The following is a 16,636-nucleotide window of genomic DNA, read 5'->3' as shown; positions in this document are numbered from 1 at the left end:
CCTCAGATGCTGAAGCGCTCCTTCGCCAGCAGCGGCCGTACCCGCGAGGTGAACCCGCCCGTACGGAACGGCCGCTGGAGCAGTCCGGGACGCAGCTCCTGGGCCAGCGCGGCGGCGATCATGCCCTGGTCGAGGGCGAGGACGAAGTCGCTGACCCGGCCCGTCCCCACATTGACGGAGTCACGGAAGCCGTAGCGCTCGTCGTACGCGCCGAAGTCGGCCGCGATCGCCTTCAGATTGGCGATGGCCTCCCCACGCGCCTGCGGCAGCGCGAGGAACGACGCGTGCGGGGTGACGACCCCGTTGGTGTACGCGGACGCCGGCGGCAGCGGCTCGCCGTGGGTGACGAAGGTGCGGTCGGTGTTGGAGGCGTACCCGTCGGTCTGCATCCCGATCGCGTCGACGCCGTACTCCTGATAGCCGTCCTCGGGCACATTGGACGGGGAGAAGCCCCAGTAGCCGTACCCGGCCTCCTCGAGACCGTGCTCGATCTGGGAGCGGACGTAGCGGCGGTGGGTGGTGCCCCAGGAGCGCGGCGACCACTCGGTCTCGGGCACGAAGAGCGGCACCATCAGCGCCTCGAACATCGAGCCGCCCCAGGTGGGGACGAGCTTGCGGCCCCGGTAGGTGTAGTGGCCCTGCCAGAGGCGGACACCGTCGATGGTCTCGTACGCGCCGCCCGGCGGCTGCTCCTGGCCGTGCTCGGGGAGCATCGTGCGCAGCATGTGCCAGTAGTGGTCGCCGGGGAGCGTGCCGTCGGCGATGCCCAGGTAACTGGCCATGCGGGGCTCGGTGTTGAGAGCGCCGTAGTGGTGCGCGGTGGGTTCACCGGTGTCGGTCCAGAAGCCGCCGCGGAGCTGGCCGGGGCCCTTCACCGGGTCGGCCGGGTCGTACGGCGTGTAGTAGTACGACCAGTCCGCGGTCGCGAGGAGCGCGGCGACCCGGCCGCGCAGCCGGGGTTCCGCGTCGGCGGCGATCCGCAGGCCGGTGACGAGCCAGGCGTTGTCGACGGAGGAGAGGAAGGGGCGGACCGGGTCGCCGGTGCCGGGCCAGCTGGTGAGGACGGAACCGTCGTACGCGTCGTACCAGTTGAGCCAGAAGCCGTGGTGGCGTTCGAGCCGCTCGACGGCCGAGACGGTGTGCGCCAGCCTGCGGTACATGGTGTCGCGGCCGATGACGCCGAGGCCCGCCGCGGCGACGGTGGACCACAGGCCGCAGCCGATATTGGTCGGTGAGGTGTTCCGCGAGGGGACGGGCGTACCGGGCCCGGAGACGTCGATCTTGTCGGCGGTGAGACCGTGGTCGGTCGTCATCGCCTCGATCGAGCGGTACGTGTCCTGGAACCAGCGGTGCAGCAGGGGGAGATCGGAGGAGGGCGCGGTGACGGCCCGTCCGGAGGGGGCGGGTGCGGCGAGGGCGGGCGTGGATACGGCTCCGAGGGACAGAGCGGCGGCCCCGGTTCCCGCTGCGGCGAGAAACGTGCGACGGTCCATGAGAGTCCAGCTCCTGTTGGCGGGTGTGGAGTTGTGGGGTTGTGGAGGTGCGGTGGTGGTACGACGGGGGCCGACGACGGTCAGGTGCCGTCGGCCCCCGGGTCTGTGGCGGCGGGTGGCTCAGCCGCGGGTTTCAGCCGCGATCTAGCCGCGATCTAGCCGCGATCTAGCCGCGATCTAGCCGCGGTCTCGTCGCGGTCCCGGTCGCGGTCTCAGCCGCGGGCGAGCCGCAGGAAGCGGATGCCGGGGTTGGGCAGCTCGACGGTCAGCACCGCGGTGCCCTCGGCGTCCGCGGTGACGGGCGCGAGCGTCTCGACGGGCAGTTCGTCGGCGGCGCGCAGCTTCCGCCACTGCTGGTCGTCGGGCCAGTCACCGCCGTCGAGGTCCTTCCAGACGGCCTGGATATTGGCATGGTGCTCGTCGACCCTGCGCGACTCGACGGTGTGGACGGCGCCCGGTTCGAGGCCGGTGACGCGGACGGTCGCGGCGCGGTCGAGCACGGCCGCGCCGTCGATCTTGGACTGGTCGAGGGTGCCGTTCCAGAGCAGGACGTCCACGGTCGAGCCGTCCTCCGCGCGGGTGGCGAGGGACTCGACGAGCGCGCCCGCGCCGTCGCCGCCGACCGCCGCGGGGATCCGGCCGCCGGTGAGCTGGGAGAGGAGATACAGCGCCCAGAAGCGCGGCTTGCGCAGATTGCCCACCGTCAGCAGCCCGAAACCGCCGTGGAACAGCCGGGGCGGCCAGCCCAGCTCCTCGAACTGGTCGGAGGCCACCCAGTAGGAGAGGCAGTCGGTGGACGACAGTGCGCTCTTCATGCCGCGCAGCACGAACGGCGCGGCGAAGACGGAGTCGCTGACGCGGTGGAAGTGCGTGGGCGTGACGCCCCACTCCGTCCACAGGATCTCCGGCTCGGGCCTGCCCGTCGCCTCGGCGAAGGCGCGTGTCATCGGGCGGAAGTCCAGCGGGGCGTTGCCGTAGGTGTGGGTGGAGACGAAGTCGACCGGTACGTCGTGCTCCTGGCAGTACTCCAGCAGCGCGCCGACCCAGCCGGCCGCGGCGGAGGAGGGCCCGCCCACCCTGATCCGCTCGTCCACGCCCTTCACGGCGCGTACGGCGACCTCGTACAGCCGGTGGTAGTCGTCCTGGGTGCCGTTCCAGAACACCTCCAGATTGGCCTCGTTCCAGACCTCGAACTCCCAGCCGGCGACGGTGTCGCGGCCGTACCGCTCCTGGAGGTGGACGGTCAGCTCGCGGCAGAGATCGCCCCAGCGCTCCCACCGCGCGGGGGTGGAGACCAGGGCCTTGTAGTCGAAGACCGTGTAGTGCGGGTCGGAGGCGAGTTCCCTCGGCATGAAGGAGAGCTCGACCACGGGCTTGAGGCCGGTGGCCAGGAAACGGTCGTAGACGGCGTCGAGACCGGAGAAGTCGAACGAGCCGTCGCCGCGTACGGTCACGGTCTCGGGCAGGAAGGTGCCGTGCGCGCGGACGGAGCGTACGCCGATCTCGTCGCGGACGATGGCCAGCGCCTCGCCGTACTCCTTCGCGACATCGGAGCCGCCCGCGCCCGGCTTGTCCCAGGTCAGCAGCGAGAAGTGCTCGGCGCCGATCATCCGGTTCCAGACGCCCGGGAGTTCGGTGGCCGGGGCCGCCGCGTCCACGGCCACGGTGACCTCGGCCGCGCGCGAGCCGGCGGCCCTGGCGGAGCCGGGCACCGCCTCGGACAGCGCGCCGGCACCGGTGTCCGACCAGGTGGCGACCTTGTAGAAGTAGCCGCGGCCCGGCTGGGCCAGCGTGTCCGCGTACGGCGGGTGCGGTACGGCGAGCACATCGCCGCCGAGGTGGTCGAGCGGCTCGAAGGGGCCCTCGGCGGAGTCGGCGCGGTGCACCAGATATCCGAGCGCGCCCGGCACCGGACGCCAGGTCAGCAGCACATGGCCGGTGCCGTCGTCGGCGGACAGACCGGTGGGAGCGGGAAGCTCCCCGATGCCGAGGAGCCGCCCGTCACTGGGCTTCCCGATGCGCGACTCCCAGTCGGCGCGAGCGGCGGACTTTTCGGTCATGACTGTACAAACCTTTTCTCGGAGGGGGGTGTGGAGCCGGAGAAGCGCGGAAGTTGAGGAAGGGCGCGGAGTTACGGACGGGCGCGGAGCTGTGGAGACACGCGAGAGCTGTGGAGACGCGCGGGAGCCGTGGAGACACGCGGAGACGCGTCGAGGGTCCGGCGACTACATGACGGCGGCCGTGACGCTCATTTGATGCCGGCCGTGGCGATGCCCTGGGTGAAGTACCGCTGGAGCACCATGAAGACGAGCAGCACCGGCAGCACGACCAGCAAGGAGCCGGCCATCAGCATTCCGTTGGAGCCCTCCGACTGGTTGGGGTCGGTGGCGAAGGTCGCCAGCGCCACCGGAAGGGTGTATTTGCCCGGGTCGTTGGTGGCGATCAGCGGCCAGACGAAGTTGTTCCAGGAGCCCAGGAAGGTGAGGATCGCGAGCGTCGCCAGGGCGGGTTTGACCAGCGGCATCACGATCCGCCAGAAGATGTACCACTCACCGGCGCCGTCCATCCTGGCCGCTTCCAGCAGCTCGTCCGGGATCGACTGCATGAACTGCCGCATCAGGAAGACCCCGAAGGCCCCCGCCGCGAACGGCAGCACCAGACCCGCGTACGAGTCGATCAGCCGCAACTTGCTCATCAGGACGAAGAGCGGCAGCAGCATCAGGTTGCCGGGCACCATGAGCGCGCCGAGCACCAGCGCGAACAGCTTGTTCCGGCCGGCGAACCGCAGCTTGGCCAGGGCGTATCCCAGCATCGAGCAGAACACCAGATTGGAGACCGTCACCAGCACGGCGACGAGCACGGAGTTGAAGAAGTAGAGCGGCAGGTCGAGCCGGTCGAGCAGGCGCGAGAAGTGCGCCAGGGTCCAGTCGGTGGGGAGCCACACCGGCGGGCTGGCCGCCAGTTCGCGGTCGGTCTTGAAGGCGGACAGCGCCATCCAGAGGAACGGCGCCGACATGACCAGCACACCGAGCGACAGCAGGACGTACACGCCGGTTTTCCCGCGTCGGCCGGTGCGCCCGTTCCGGCGCGGCGCGGCCTGCTGGGTCGAAGTCTCCGCGGCACTCATTTCGTGTTGTCCTTCAGCAGACGGAGCTGGAGCACCGTAATGCCCATGATGACGACGAAGAGCACATACGCCATGGCGCTCGCGTAGCCCATGTGGAAGAAGTTGAAGCCTTCGCGGTACATGTTCAGCGAGACGGTGAGGGTGCTGTTCGAGGGGCCGCCCTCGGTCATCACGAACGGCTCCTCGAAGACGTTGAGATAGCCGATCGTGGTGATGACCGTGGCGTACAGCATCGTCGGCCGCAGCAGCGGCACGGTGATCCGGCGGAACTCCTGCCAGGGACCGGCACCGTCCAGCCGCGCGGCTTCCCGTACGTCGGCGGGAATGGCCTGGAGGCCCGCGATGAACAGCACCATCACCGTGCCGAGGTTGCGCCAGACCGCCATCAGGATCAGCGACGGCATGGCCAGCGCTTCGGAGCCGAGGAAGTCGGGGGTGGTGAGCCCGACTTCGGAGGCCAGGCCCGCGATCAGTCCTTCGGACGGATCGAGGACGAAGGTCCAGACGACGGCGACGGCGACGATGCTGGTCACCACCGGGGCGTAGAAGCCGACCCGGAAGCAGGTCCGCGCCCGGTCGATCCCGCTGTTCAGCAGGACGGCGGCGGCGAGTCCCGCGCCGATGGTGAGCGGTACGCCGACGACCACGAAGTACGCCGTGTTGAACAGCGCCTTCAGGAACTTCTCGTCGCCGAAGAGCTTCGTGTAGTTCTCGAAACCGATGAACTCCGCGGAGAGCGGGTCGGTCACATTGCGCAGCCCGAAATCGGTGAAGCTCATGGCGAGCGTGGCGACGATCGGGAAGGCCATGAAGACCGTGAACAGCACCAGGAACGGGGTGGAGAACAGCCACCCGGCCAGATTCTGCACCCCCAGGGAGCGCGGCTCACGGCCCTTCGCGCCGCTCGTCGGCGGACTGGCCCCGGCCGGCGCCGGGGCGGCGTCCGCGGCGGATTCGGTCGTGGTGGTCATGGCGGCTACTCCACGAGCCCTTCGATCTCGGACTGCGCCTTGTCGGCGGCGTCCTTGGCCGAGGACTTGTTCTGGGTCACCGCGCCGAGGGCCTCGTCGACCTTCGAGGTGATCTCGCTCCACTTGGCCAGGACCGGCGTGCCCTTGGCGGATTCCATCTGCTCACGGAAGACCTGGAGCCCCGGGTCGTCGGAGAGCTTGCCGGAGTCCCAGGCGCTGGTGTTGGCGGGCAGGTCGCTGGTGCGGGTGAACCAGTCCTTCTGGCCCTCGGTGTCCGTGAGGTACGTGATGAAGTCCTTGGCCGCGGCCTTGTGCGTGCTGTCCTTGGAGACGACCAGGCTGGAGCCGCCCGCCATCGAGACGGACGCCTTGTCACCGGGGACCTTCGCGACGCCCCACTTGCCCTTGAGGTCGGGGTAGTCGTCATTGATCAGGGTCATGATCCAGGGGCCGGAGAAGAACATCGGCACATCGCCGGAGTTGAAGTCCTTCAGCACCTCGTAGCCGGGCGGGGTGCTCTTCTTGGTGAGCCCCTTGTCGAAGTACGAGGCGTACTCCGTCATGGCCCTGATGGATTCGGGGCTGTTGAAGACGGCCTTGCCGTCCTCGGACACGATCTCGCCGCCGGCCGAGTACAGGAAGGGGTACCAGCTCTGTACGGTGTCCAGACCGCTGGGCTGGAGGTAGAGGCCCCACTTCGTACGCGCCTTGTCCTGGTAGGCGGTGGCGAGCTGCCCCAGCTCCTGCCAGTTGGCCGGGGCCTTGCTGACGCCGGCCTTCTCGGCGAGGTCGGTGCGGTAGTAGAGGACGCGGGTGTCGACGTACCAGGGGACGCCGTACACCTCGCCGTCCACCTCTCCCTGCTTCCAGGCGGCGGGGAAGAAGTCGTCCTTCTCGAAGGCCTTCGTGTCGACCGGCTCCAGAACGCCCAGCTCGGAGAACTCACCGATGTACGTGCCGCCCATCTGCGCCACATCGGGCAGGGTGCCGGCGGCGGCCGCGGAGACCAGCTTCTGGTGCGCGACGTCCCAGCTGATGGGGGTGACCTTGACCGTGATGTGCGGGTTGGCCTTCTCGTACACCTTGGCGACGTCCGCGAGCTTCTCGCCCTCGGCGCCCATGGCCCAGACGGTGAGCGTCTGCTCCTTGTCGGCGGCGACCCCCTCACCCCCCGAGCTTCCGCACGCGGTGAGTCCGAATGCCACCGCGAGCGCGGTGGCGGCAGAGGCGGTTCTGGCGGTGCGGTGCATGGACGGCTCCTCCTTGAGCTCCCCGATGTATGCGCTGCCTGTAAGCGCATACATCACTCTGCCGCCGCGCTTCGGGAATCCGCAAGAGGTGCCTTGGTCACACTCGTGCAACATGTGCGACATCTGTGCGTGCGACAGCTGTTCAGGTATCCGTGCGGGGGAGAGGCGTGCGTGCGGCGCGTGGTCGGGCGGTTTCCGCTGGTGTCCGGCCGAGTGTGTCTCGTTGTGTCCGGTGGGCTACTGTCGCGATCATGTCCGCGTTCGTGCACGGCTTTCCCTTTGATCCGGCGTACGGCCGGACCCTTGATGAGCTGCTCGTCATCGCGGCGCCTGCCCCGCCTGACGGATTCGACACGTTCTGGCGGGATCGTTACGAGGCGGCGCTACGGGTGGGGACGGCACCGGCGGTGGGCCCCCAGGAGGACGAGCGCGACGGATTCCGGATCTTCGGGGTGTCGTTCACCTCGGTCGGCGGGCTGCGCCTCGGCGGCTGGCTCGTCCTGCCCGCCGAAGGGCCGGTGCGGTACGGATTCGTCATCGGCCACGGCTACGGCGGACGCCAGGAGGCCGGCCGGGACGTGCCGCTTCCGCTGCCGGGCGGCGCGGCGATCCTGCCGTGCGTACGGGGGATGGGGTCCCGCAGCCGCAGACCGGGCATCCCGGGCGACGCCGACCGCCATGTCCTGCACGGCATCGAGTCCCGTGACACGTATGTCCTCGGCGACTGCGTGGCCGACCTGTGGTGCGCCGCGTCCGCGCTGCTCGACCTGGTACCGGAACTGGTGACGGCGCGAGGTCCCCGGCTCGCCTACGCGGGCGAGAGCCTCGGCGGCGGCCTCGGCGCGCTGGCGCTGCCCTGGGACGACCGCTTCGCCTGCGGCCGGCTGACCGTACCGACCTTCGGCGACCATCCGCTGCGGCTGACGCTGCCCTCCGTCGGGAGCGGCGAGGCGGTACGGGCCCACTACCGCGATCACCCCGGGATCATGGACGTACTCCCGTACTTCGACGCCGCCACGGCGGCGAGCCGGATCCGGATCCCGACGCTGGTCGCCCCGGCCCTGTTCGACCCATCGGTCCCGCCGCCGGGCCAGTTCGCCGTCTACAACGCGCTCGCGGGCCCGCGTGAACTGCACGTACTGACGGCCGGCCACTTCGAGCACGAGGGGAGCGAGCGGGAGGAACGGGAGCTGCGGGCGGCGGATGAGCGCTTCTTCGGGGAGAGGCTGGGGTGAGGGTCAGGACCGAGGGGTAGTCGTGGTGACCCGGAATTGATCATGGCGGGTGGGGGCCGCCCCTGAGGTTTGAGTTTCGCGGTTGCGGGTCGGGCGTCAAGGGCGCTCCTGCGTCGCGTCGGCTACGCCGATTCCGCTGCGCTCCACCCTTGACTCCCGCCCCTCCACCGCAAGTGCGGCTTTGAGGGGGGCGGCCCCCGGGGGGAGGGGTCCCCGGGGAAGCACCTCTGTTCCTGGGGCCAGTTCCCGACCGCAGGTCGGTGGGCCCTGCGGGGCTGCGCGGCAGTGGAGTGGGGCGGCCCGGCCCCGGCTCAGCGACTGTTCGCAGGTGAGGGGCTGGGATTCATGCCCCGCTGATGACGGTGTGTGGGCGGTGGGGTGGGTGTGACGGGAGAGGCGGTGAGTGGGCCCCTGAGAGACCGTGATGTGCCGTGGATCCAGGTCAAGTGGACACAGGACGCATCACCGGTCCAAGGGCCCTCCAAAGGGACCGCCAAACTGGGGCATAGGGGGCATGCTGCGGGTCTCGTCCGCCTCGGGCGACAGCAGCAGCCAGCAACGGAGCCTCACCAGCGGGGCATGAGGCCCAACTGCCCACTCACCTCTGCTCGCTGAGCCGGTGCCGGGCCGCCCCACTCCACTGCCGCGCAGCCCCGCAGGGCCCACCGACCTGCGGTCGGCAACCGGGCCCCCGCGACAGAGGTGCTTCCCCCGGGGACCCCTCCCCCCGGGGCCGCCCCCCCTCAAAGCAGCACTTGCGGTGGAGGGGCGGGAGTCAAGGGTGGAGCGAAGCGGAATCGGCGTAGCCGACGCGACGAAGGAGCGCCCTTGACGCCCGACCCGCAACCGCGAAACTCAAAGATCAGGGGCGGCCCCACCCGCCATCAAACCCCCCGACCCACCCGGACTACCCCTCGGTCCTGACCTGCCCCCACCCCCGCTACCCGCAGCCGCAGCTGGCCCTGCGGGCCACCGCGACCGGGAGCATCAGGGAGACCGGTTCGCGGGTCGGTTCCGCGAGTCGTCGGACGAGCAGTTCCACCGCTTCCTCGCCGAGCCGGCGGATCGGCTGGCGTACGGTCGTCAGCGCCGGGCGCACCATGCGGCTCAGGGGGATCCCGTCGAACCCCGTGACCGCGATGTCCTCGGGTACCCGTACCCCGCGCCGCTCCAGCGCGTGGAGCGCGCCGATCGCCATCTGGTCGTTGGCGAAGAGCATCGCCTGCGGGCGGCCCCCGTCCCGGTCGGCGCGGTCGAGCAGTGTTTCCGCGGCTCGTTCTCCCTCGGCCTGGGTCATCATCACGGTGCGCAGATCGGGTTCGTCCGGGACCGGCAGCCCGGCCTCGGCGCAGGCGTCCCTGAATCCCCGGAACCGCGCCTCCGCGTCCGGTGAGTCCTTCTCGCCCCCGACGAAGACCAGTCCGCGCAGGCCGTGGTCGCGGATCAGATGGCGGGTCAGTTCCCGTTCGCCGTCGGAGTTGGCCACCTCGATGTGGTCGAGATGGTCGATCTCGCGCGGCCCCGCCAGCATCACCACCGGCAGCCGGCGCGAAATCACCTCAAGGTCCTCGGTGGGGACGGTCCGCGCCAGTACGGCGAATCCGTCGACCCGGCCCGCGACCTTCGCCACCAGCGACTCCGGCCCGCCCTTCAGGGACGCGGCGATCAGCAGCGCGTAGCCGTGCCGCCGCGCGGCCCGCTCCATGCCCCGGATGATCTGGTCGGAGTAGAGCATCACCGCGGAGTCGTCGTACGTGTCGTCCGCCTCGGCGTCCGTCTCGGCGTCCGGATCGGAGTAGTCGGGGAAGCAGAGCCCGAGCACGCCGGTGGTCCTGCTGGCCAGACCGCGCGCGTTGCCGCTCGGTACGTACCCGAGCGCGCGCGCCGCTTCCAGTACCCGGTCGCGGGTCTGGGCGCGTACGGAGTCGGGGTTCCGGTAGACCCGCGAGACCGTCGCAATGGAGACGCCCGACCGCTCGGCGACGTCGTACACCGTGGGGGCACTCACCCGACCGACCCGTCCCCTTCTCTCTCTTCTTCACTGTTGCCCGCGTGTTTCATGAAAGCGCATTCACCCTAGGCGCCGCGCCGTCCGGGGAGCAAGGCGGGCCCTCCCGGCCAGGGCCGGGATCCAGCCAAGAATGACAGGGTAACTTGCAAGGTTACCTGTCTATCTCTACGGTGAGCGTATGCCCGAGGAGTTCGAGAGGTCCGAAGACCCGACCGCCGAGCAGGTCGCCGCCGATGTCACCGCGGTGGTCCGCAGGCTGGTGCGACGGCTGCGCACGGCAACGCCGGACAGCAGGCTCACGCCGTCCCAGCAATCGGTCCTGGCGCGGTTGGACGGCGAAGGGCCGTCGACCACGGCCGCGCTGGCCCGCGCGGAGTACGTACGTCCGCAGTCCATGCGGCTGACCCTCGGCGTCCTGGAGGAACAGGGCCTGGTCGAGCGGACGCCGGACCCCGACGACGGGCGGCAGTCCGTCGTCTCGGTCACGGACGCCGGCCACGCCACGCTCGCCTCGGCCCGCGCGGCCAAGCAGGGCTGGCTCTCCGAAGCGATCGCGGGCGAACTGGACGGCGCGGAACGCCGCGCGCTGGCCGAGGCGGCGGCCCTGCTGGGACGCCTGGTGGAGAGGAGTGAGTGACACGGAAGCCCGCGGGACGGAAGAAGGCGCACCCGACGTACAGCAGACACAGATACACACGCAGGCACACACGCAGACACACACCCATACGCATACGGACCTGACGGCGCCCGGCGAGCCCAGCGGCAGCGGCCCCAGGACCCCCGGTTTCCGAGGCCGTCTCACCGCCCCGCTGCTCCTGGGCTCGCTGCTCAACCCGCTCAACACCACCATGATCTCCACCGCGCTGGTGGCGATCGGACACAGCTTCGGGATCGGCGCCGCCGACACCGCCTGGCTGATTTCCGTCCTCTATCTCGCCAGCGCCGTCGCACAGCCCGTACTCGGCAAGCTCGCCGACTCGCTCGGCCCGCGCCGGATCTTCCTCGCGGGCCTGGTCGTCGTCTTCGCCTCCGGCCTGGTCGGCGCGGTGGCACCGTCCTTCGGCTGGCTCATCGTCTCCCGGCTGCTGCTCGGCATCGGTACCTCCGCCGCCTATCCGGCGGCCATGTCCGTCCTGCGCGACGAGGGCCGGCGGGTCGGACATCCCGCCCCGCGTACCGTGCTGGCCCGGCTCTCCTTCGCCTCGCTCGGCAGCGCGGCCGTCGGTCCCACGCTCGGCGGACTCCTTGTCGCCCTGGTCGGGTGGCGCGGCATCTTCGCCGTCAACCTGCCCATCGCGCTGATCGCCTTCGTCGCCGGGCTCATCTGGATCCCCGCCGACCCGCCGCGCGAGCCCGCCGCCGCGGCCGCCGGCCGTTCACCGCGTCTCACGCTCGACCCACTCGGCATCGGGCTGTTCGCCACGGCCCTGACGCTCCTCGTCTTCTTCCTGCTCGATCTCGCCCATCCGATGTGGTGGCTGCTCGCGCCCTTCGGCGTCCTGACGGCCGTGCTCGTGTGGTGGCAGCTGCGCAGGCCGCTGCCGTTCATAGATCTGCGGATGATCGTGCGCAACGGCCCGCTCGCGCGCACCTATCTGCGGCACGGCGTCAGCTATCTGGTCATCTACTGCGTCATGTACGGCTTCACGCAGTGGCTGGAGGAGGGCCGTGGCCTCTCCTCCGGTGAGAGCGGACTGCTCATGCTCCCGATGTCGGTGACCGCGCTGGTCTGCTCGCTGCTCGGGGCCCGTACCAAGGGCATCCGCGGCCCGCTCGTCCTCGGCTGCCTGCTGCTCACCGGCGGCGCGGGCCTGCTGCTCTTCGTCGACGACAGCACCCCGATCGCCGTACTGCTGCTCGCGGGGGCGTGCTTCGGCGTTCCGCAGGGGCTGATCGGTACGAGCAACCAGGCGGCGGTCCAGGCGCATGCCCCGCCCGAGAGCATCGGATCTGCGGCCGGGCTCCAGCGCACCGCGCAGTACATCGGTGCCATATCGGCATCGAGCCTGATCGCCCTCGCCTATGGACAGGCGGCGAGCGACAGCGGACTGCATCTGATGGCGGGCGCCTCCGCCGTCCTCTGCGTGCTGCTGATCATCCTGACCGTCACAGACCGGGCGCTCCGCGCCCACCACCGATAACCGCCCCAACCGCCCTATCCGAGACCACGCCCGAGACCACACCCCCTACCGCATTCCGTACCGCAAGGAGCACCACCATGACCGTCACCACCCTCGACCCCAAGACCGCCCTGGTCGTCGTCGACCTCCAGAAGGCCGTCGTCGCCCTGCCCACCGCCCCCTACCCGGCCGCGGAGGTAGTGGCGCGCTCCGCCGAGCTCGCCGCCGCCTTCCGCGCCAAGGGGCTGCCCGTCGTGTTCGTCCGTGTCACCGGCGGCGCGCCCGGCCGTACCGAGGCTCAGATGCGCGGTGGGCAGCCCGCCGCCGACTGGGCCGACCTCGTGCCCGAACTGGGCGTCCAGGACGGCGACATCGTGGTCACCAAGCAGCAGTGGGGCGCGTTCCACGGCACCGATCTCGACCTCCAGCTGCGCCGCCGGGGCGTCACCCAGATCGTGGTGACGGGCATCGCCACCAGCATCGGCGCCGAGTCCACCGCCCGCGCCGCGTACGAGCACGGCTATCACGTCACCATCGCCGTCGACGCGGTCGCCGACATGGACGGGGGCGCGCACCGGAACAGCGTCGAGAAGATCTTCCCGAGGCTCGGCGAGACCGGCACCACCGAGGCCATCGTGAAGCTCCTCGGCTGACGGCACCACCAGTGGCAACAGGAGGGGCCGGGAGGGGCCCGGAATCACGGGCCCCTCCCGTCTCCACGGCTACGTCATTCGCCGCGCCGCCGGATCTTGTTGCCCAGCCACACCAGCGGGTCGTACTTCCGGTCCACGGCCCGCTCCTTGAGCGGGATCAGCGCGTTGTCGGTGATCTTTATGTGCTCAGGGCATACCTCGGTGCAGCATTTGGTGATGTTGCAGTAGCCGAGGCCGTGCTCGTCCTGGGCGGTCTTCTTCCGGTCGAGCCCCGATTCCTCCGCCGCGTCCAGCGGATGCATATCCAGCTCGGCCACCCGCATCAGGAAGCGTGGCCCGGCGAACGCGGTCTTGTTCTCCTCGTGGTCCCGCACCACATGGCAGGTGTCCTGGCACAGGAAGCACTCGATGCACTTACGGAACTCCTGTGAGCGGTCCACATCCACCTGCTGCATCCGGTACTCACCGGCGGCCACCCCCGGCGGCGGTACGAACGACGGCACCTCCCGCGCCTTCGCGTAATTGAAGGAGACGTCCGTCACCAGATCGCGGATCACCGGGAAGGCACGCAGCGGGGTGACCGTGATCGTCTCCTCGCGCGAGAAGACCGACATCCGGGTCATGCACATCAGCCGCGGCCGGCCGTTGATCTCCGCGCTGCACGAACCGCACTTGCCCGCCTTGCAGTTCCAGCGGACGGCCAGATCCGCCGCCTGGGTCGCCTGGAGCCGGTGGATGATGTCGAGGACCACCTCCCCGTCGTTCACCTCGACGGCGAAGTCCTTCAGCTCCCCGCCGTCGGCGTCGCCCCGCCAGACCCGGAACTTCGCCTCGTATGTCGTCGACGCGCTCGCGCTCGTACCCGTACTCGCACTCACTCGTGAAGCTCCTCTTCGGCGAGGTACTTGACCAGCTCTTCCTTGTCGAACAGGGCCAGCAGGTCGGGACGTATGGGCTCGGTCGTCCGGCGCGTGAGCGCGATCCGGCCGGGCGTGGGACCGGTGGCCGCGGCTCCCTCCGATCCGGTGGCCGCGGCTCCCCCCGATCCGGTGGCCGTGCTCTCCTCCGTGCCGGTGAGCCGGCAGTACAGATTGACCCGGCGCCAGTCGGCGTCCATGCCGGGCCAGTCCTCCCGGGTGTGCCCGCCCCGGCTCTCGGTACGTTCCAGGGCGGCCCGTGCGACGCACTCGCTGACCAGCAGCATGTTCCGCAGGTCGAGCGCCAGGTGCCAGCCGGGATTGAACTGGCGGTGCCCCTCGACCACGGCCCGGCCCGCCCGTACGCGCAGCTCGGCCAGCCTCTCCAGCGCCTGCTCCATCTCCTGCTCCCGCCGGATGATGCCGACCAGGTCGTTCATCGTCTGCTGGAGCTCCTGATGGAGGGTGTACGGATTCTCCGCGGGCCGGCCGCCCGGACCGCTCCCGTCGCCCCGCGATGTGCCGTCCGCGCCGAACGGGCGCAGCGCCTCGGCCGCCGCCGCGTCGATCTGTCCCTCGTCCAGGGCGGGGCGTGCGTCGAGCCCGGCCGCGTACGCGGCGGCGTGCAGCCCCGCCCGCCGGCCGAAGACCAGCAGATCGGAGAGGGAGTTCCCGCCGAGCCGGTTGGAACCGTGCATGCCGCCCGCGACCTCGCCCGCCGCGTACAGCCCGGCGACCCCGGGCGCGGCGGCGGTCTCCGAGTCGACGGCGATCCCGCCCATCACGTAGTGGCAGGTCGGGCCGACCTCCATCGCCTCCGCCGTGATGTCGACATCCGCCAGCTCCTTGAACTGGTGGTACATCGACGGCAGCCGGCGCCGGACCACCTCGGCGGGCATCCGCGTCGAGACGTCGAGGAAGACGCCGCCGTGCGGAGAGCCGCGGCCCGCCTTGACCTCGGAGTTGATGGCGCGGGCCACCTCGTCGCGGGGGAGCAGTTCGGGGGGACGCCGGTTGTGGTCCGGGTCGTCGTACCAGCGGTCGCCCTCGTCCTCCGACTCCGCGTACTTCTCCTTGAAGACGTCCGGGATGTAGTCGAACATGAACCGCTTGCCCTCGGAATTGCGCAGGACACCGCCGTCACCGCGCACCGATTCGGTGACCAGGATGCCCTTGACCGACGGCGGCCAGACCATGCCCGTCGGATGGAACTGCACGAACTCCATGTTGAGGAGGGGAGCGCCCGCGAGCAGCGCCAGCGCGTGGCCGTCGCCCGTGTACTCCCAGGAGTTCGAGGTCACCTTGAAGGACTTGCCGATCCCGCCCGTGGCGAGCACGACGGACGGGGCCTCCAGCACGAAGAAGCGGCCGGACTCCCGCTCGTAACAGAAGGCCCCCGCGACCCGGCCGCCGTCCTGCCCGCCGTCGGTTCCCGCACCCTCCTCCTTGAGGATCCGGGTGACCGTGCACTCCTGGTAGACCTTGAGCCGCGCCTCGTAGTCGCCGTACTCCCGGAAGTCCTCCTGCTGCAGGGCGACGATCTTCTGCTGGAGGGTGCGGATCAGCTCCAGGCCCGTACGGTCGCCGACATGGGCGAGCCGCGGGTACTCGTGCCCGCCGAAGTTGCGCTGGGAGATCTTTCCGTCGGGCGTACGGTCGAACAGCGCGCCCCAGGTCTCCAGCTCCCAGACGCGGTCCGGCGCCTCCTGGGCGTGCAGCTCCGCCATCCGCCACTGGTTGAGGAACTTCCCGCCGCGCAGGGTGTCGCGGAAGTGCACCCGCCAGTTGTCGCCGGAGTTCACATTGCCCATGGAGGCGGCGATCCCGCCCTCGGCCATCACCGTATGGGCCTTGCCGAAGAGGGACTTGCAGATGACGGCGGTACGAGCGCCCCGCTCGCGCGCCTCGATGGCGGCGCGCAGGCCCGCTCCTCCCGCACCCACCACCACGACGTCCCACTGCCGGCGTTCGAGTTGCGTCATTTCGGAAGGCTCTCCCTACAAGAGGCGCGGATCGTCAGAAGAGGCGCGGGTCGGCGAAGGTTCCGGTGGCGAGCAGGTACACGTAGAAGTCGCAGGCGGCGACGCTGATCAACGAGGCCCACGCGAGCTGCATATGGCGGTTGTTGAGCCGTCCGGCCCAGCCCCACAGCCGGTAGCGCACCGGATGCTTCGAGAAGTGCCGCAGCCGGCCGCCGATGATGTGCCGGCAGGAGTGGCAGGAGAGCGTGTACGCCCAGATCAGCACGGTGTTGACGAGGAAGATCAGCGAGCCGAGCCCCATATGGCCCCAGGCGTACTCCGCGTCCCGGAAGGTGAGCACGGTGTCGTACGTGAGGATGCCCGCGACCGGTACGGCCGCGTAGAAGAAGTACCGGTGGATGTTCTGCAGGATCAGCGGGAAGCGGGTCTCACCGGTGTACTTCGCGTGGGGCTCGGCGACGGCGCAGGCGGGCGGCGAGGCCCAGAAGCCGCGGTAATACGCCTTGCGGTAGTAGTAGCAGGTCAGCCGGAAGCCCAGCGGGAAGATGAGGATCAGCAGCGCGGGGGACAGGCCCCACCAGCTGCCGAAGATCTCCCAGTTCGGACCGTTCCGCATGGGCGCGCAGCTCTCCGCCAGACAGGGCGAGTAGAACGGCGAGACATACGGCGCCGCGTAGTAGTCGCTGTTCGCGAACGCTCGCCAGGTCGAGTACACGATGAAGGCGAGCAGTCCGGCGGCGGTCACGGCGGGCGCCAGCCACCAGCGGTCCGTCCGCAGGTGGCGGGGCGCGATGGCGGCGCGCGAGGCGCCGCGCACGCCCGTACCGCCGGATGAGCCCGTACTGACGGCTGGGGGTTCGGTACCGGTGGCCAACGA

13 protein-coding genes are annotated in these 16,636 nt (G+C 70.2%); 4 read left to right on the top strand and 9 right to left on the bottom strand.

What is annotated here, in order from left to right:
• Positions 1–2: 2 nt before the first annotated feature.
• The 5 genes from CU044_RS22540 to CU044_RS22520 form a co-directional block, all read right to left on the bottom strand.
• The gene (locus CU044_RS22540) at positions 3–1,493 is read right to left on the bottom strand and encodes a glucoamylase family protein (protein ID WP_129770531.1); all 1,491 of its coding nucleotides are present in this window, start codon (positions 1,491–1,493) and stop codon (positions 3–5) included.
• Between the two features lie 212 nt (positions 1,494–1,705).
• Positions 1,706–3,553: a glycoside hydrolase gene (locus CU044_RS22535; protein ID WP_129770530.1), complete on the bottom strand. Its 1,848-nt coding sequence runs from the start codon at positions 3,551–3,553 to the stop codon at positions 1,706–1,708.
• A gap of 188 nt (positions 3,554–3,741) precedes the next feature.
• Complete coding sequence (locus CU044_RS22530; protein ID WP_129770529.1) at positions 3,742–4,620, bottom strand: carbohydrate ABC transporter permease; 879 nt, start codon at positions 4,618–4,620, stop codon at positions 3,742–3,744.
• On the bottom strand, positions 4,617–5,591 hold the full coding sequence (locus tag CU044_RS22525) for a sugar ABC transporter permease (protein WP_129770528.1): 975 nt from the start codon (positions 5,589–5,591) through the stop codon (positions 4,617–4,619). Before CU044_RS22525 ends, CU044_RS22530 begins: the two co-directional genes overlap by 4 nt.
• 5 nt (positions 5,592–5,596) lie before the next feature.
• Positions 5,597–6,841, bottom strand: a complete 1,245-nt coding sequence (locus tag CU044_RS22520; RefSeq protein WP_129770527.1) for a sugar ABC transporter substrate-binding protein — start codon at positions 6,839–6,841, stop codon at positions 5,597–5,599.
• 251 nt (positions 6,842–7,092) lie between these two features.
• Here CU044_RS22520 and CU044_RS22515 point away from each other — a divergent pair, with 251 nt between their 5' ends.
• A complete protein-coding gene (locus tag CU044_RS22515) occupies positions 7,093–8,076 on the top strand; it encodes an acetylxylan esterase (RefSeq protein WP_129770526.1) in 984 nt (327 codons plus the stop codon).
• A 940-nt stretch (positions 8,077–9,016) separates the two neighbouring features.
• On the opposite strand, the gene CU044_RS22510 is transcribed toward CU044_RS22515, so the two are convergent.
• Positions 9,017–10,084 carry a LacI family DNA-binding transcriptional regulator gene (locus tag CU044_RS22510; protein WP_129770525.1) on the bottom strand — a complete coding sequence of 356 codons (1,068 nt, stop codon included), beginning with the start codon at positions 10,082–10,084 and terminating at the stop codon, positions 9,017–9,019.
• Between the two features lie 181 nt (positions 10,085–10,265).
• Here CU044_RS22510 and CU044_RS22505 point away from each other — a divergent pair, with 181 nt between their 5' ends.
• From CU044_RS22505 to CU044_RS22495, 3 genes are all read left to right on the top strand, one after another.
• The gene (locus CU044_RS22505) at positions 10,266–10,724 is read left to right on the top strand and encodes a MarR family transcriptional regulator (RefSeq protein WP_129770524.1); all 459 of its coding nucleotides are present in this window, start codon (positions 10,266–10,268) and stop codon (positions 10,722–10,724) included.
• A 211-nt stretch (positions 10,725–10,935) separates the two neighbouring features.
• Positions 10,936–12,228, top strand: coding sequence for an MFS transporter (locus tag CU044_RS22500; RefSeq protein WP_240045808.1), 1,293 nt, complete (start codon positions 10,936–10,938; stop codon positions 12,226–12,228).
• 77 nt (positions 12,229–12,305) lie between these two features.
• Complete coding sequence (locus CU044_RS22495; RefSeq protein WP_129770523.1) at positions 12,306–12,860, top strand: isochorismatase family protein; 555 nt, start codon at positions 12,306–12,308, stop codon at positions 12,858–12,860.
• Between the two features lie 74 nt (positions 12,861–12,934).
• Here CU044_RS22495 and CU044_RS22490 read toward each other — a convergent pair whose 3' ends face one another.
• The 3 genes from CU044_RS22490 to CU044_RS22480 are packed head-to-tail and all read right to left on the bottom strand — an operon-like array spanning position 12,935 to position 16,633.
• Complete coding sequence (locus CU044_RS22490) at positions 12,935–13,738, bottom strand: succinate dehydrogenase/fumarate reductase iron-sulfur subunit (RefSeq protein WP_129770522.1); 804 nt, start codon at positions 13,736–13,738, stop codon at positions 12,935–12,937.
• Entirely contained in the window at positions 13,735–15,759 is a 2,025-nt protein-coding gene (locus tag CU044_RS22485; RefSeq protein ID WP_129770521.1) for a fumarate reductase/succinate dehydrogenase flavoprotein subunit, read from the bottom strand. Before CU044_RS22485 ends, CU044_RS22490 begins: the two co-directional genes overlap by 4 nt.
• A gap of 34 nt (positions 15,760–15,793) precedes the next feature.
• On the bottom strand, positions 15,794–16,633 hold the full coding sequence (locus CU044_RS22480; RefSeq protein ID WP_129770520.1) for a hypothetical protein: 840 nt from the start codon (positions 16,631–16,633) through the stop codon (positions 15,794–15,796).
• Positions 16,634–16,636: the final 3 nt, after the last annotated feature.

The organism is Streptomyces sp. L-9-10 (assembly GCF_004151105.1).
Classification (GTDB): domain Bacteria; phylum Actinomycetota; class Actinomycetes; order Streptomycetales; family Streptomycetaceae; genus Streptomyces.
The sequence above is the reverse complement of the archived record's forward strand: the minus strand, read 5'-3'. Positions and strand labels throughout refer to the sequence as shown.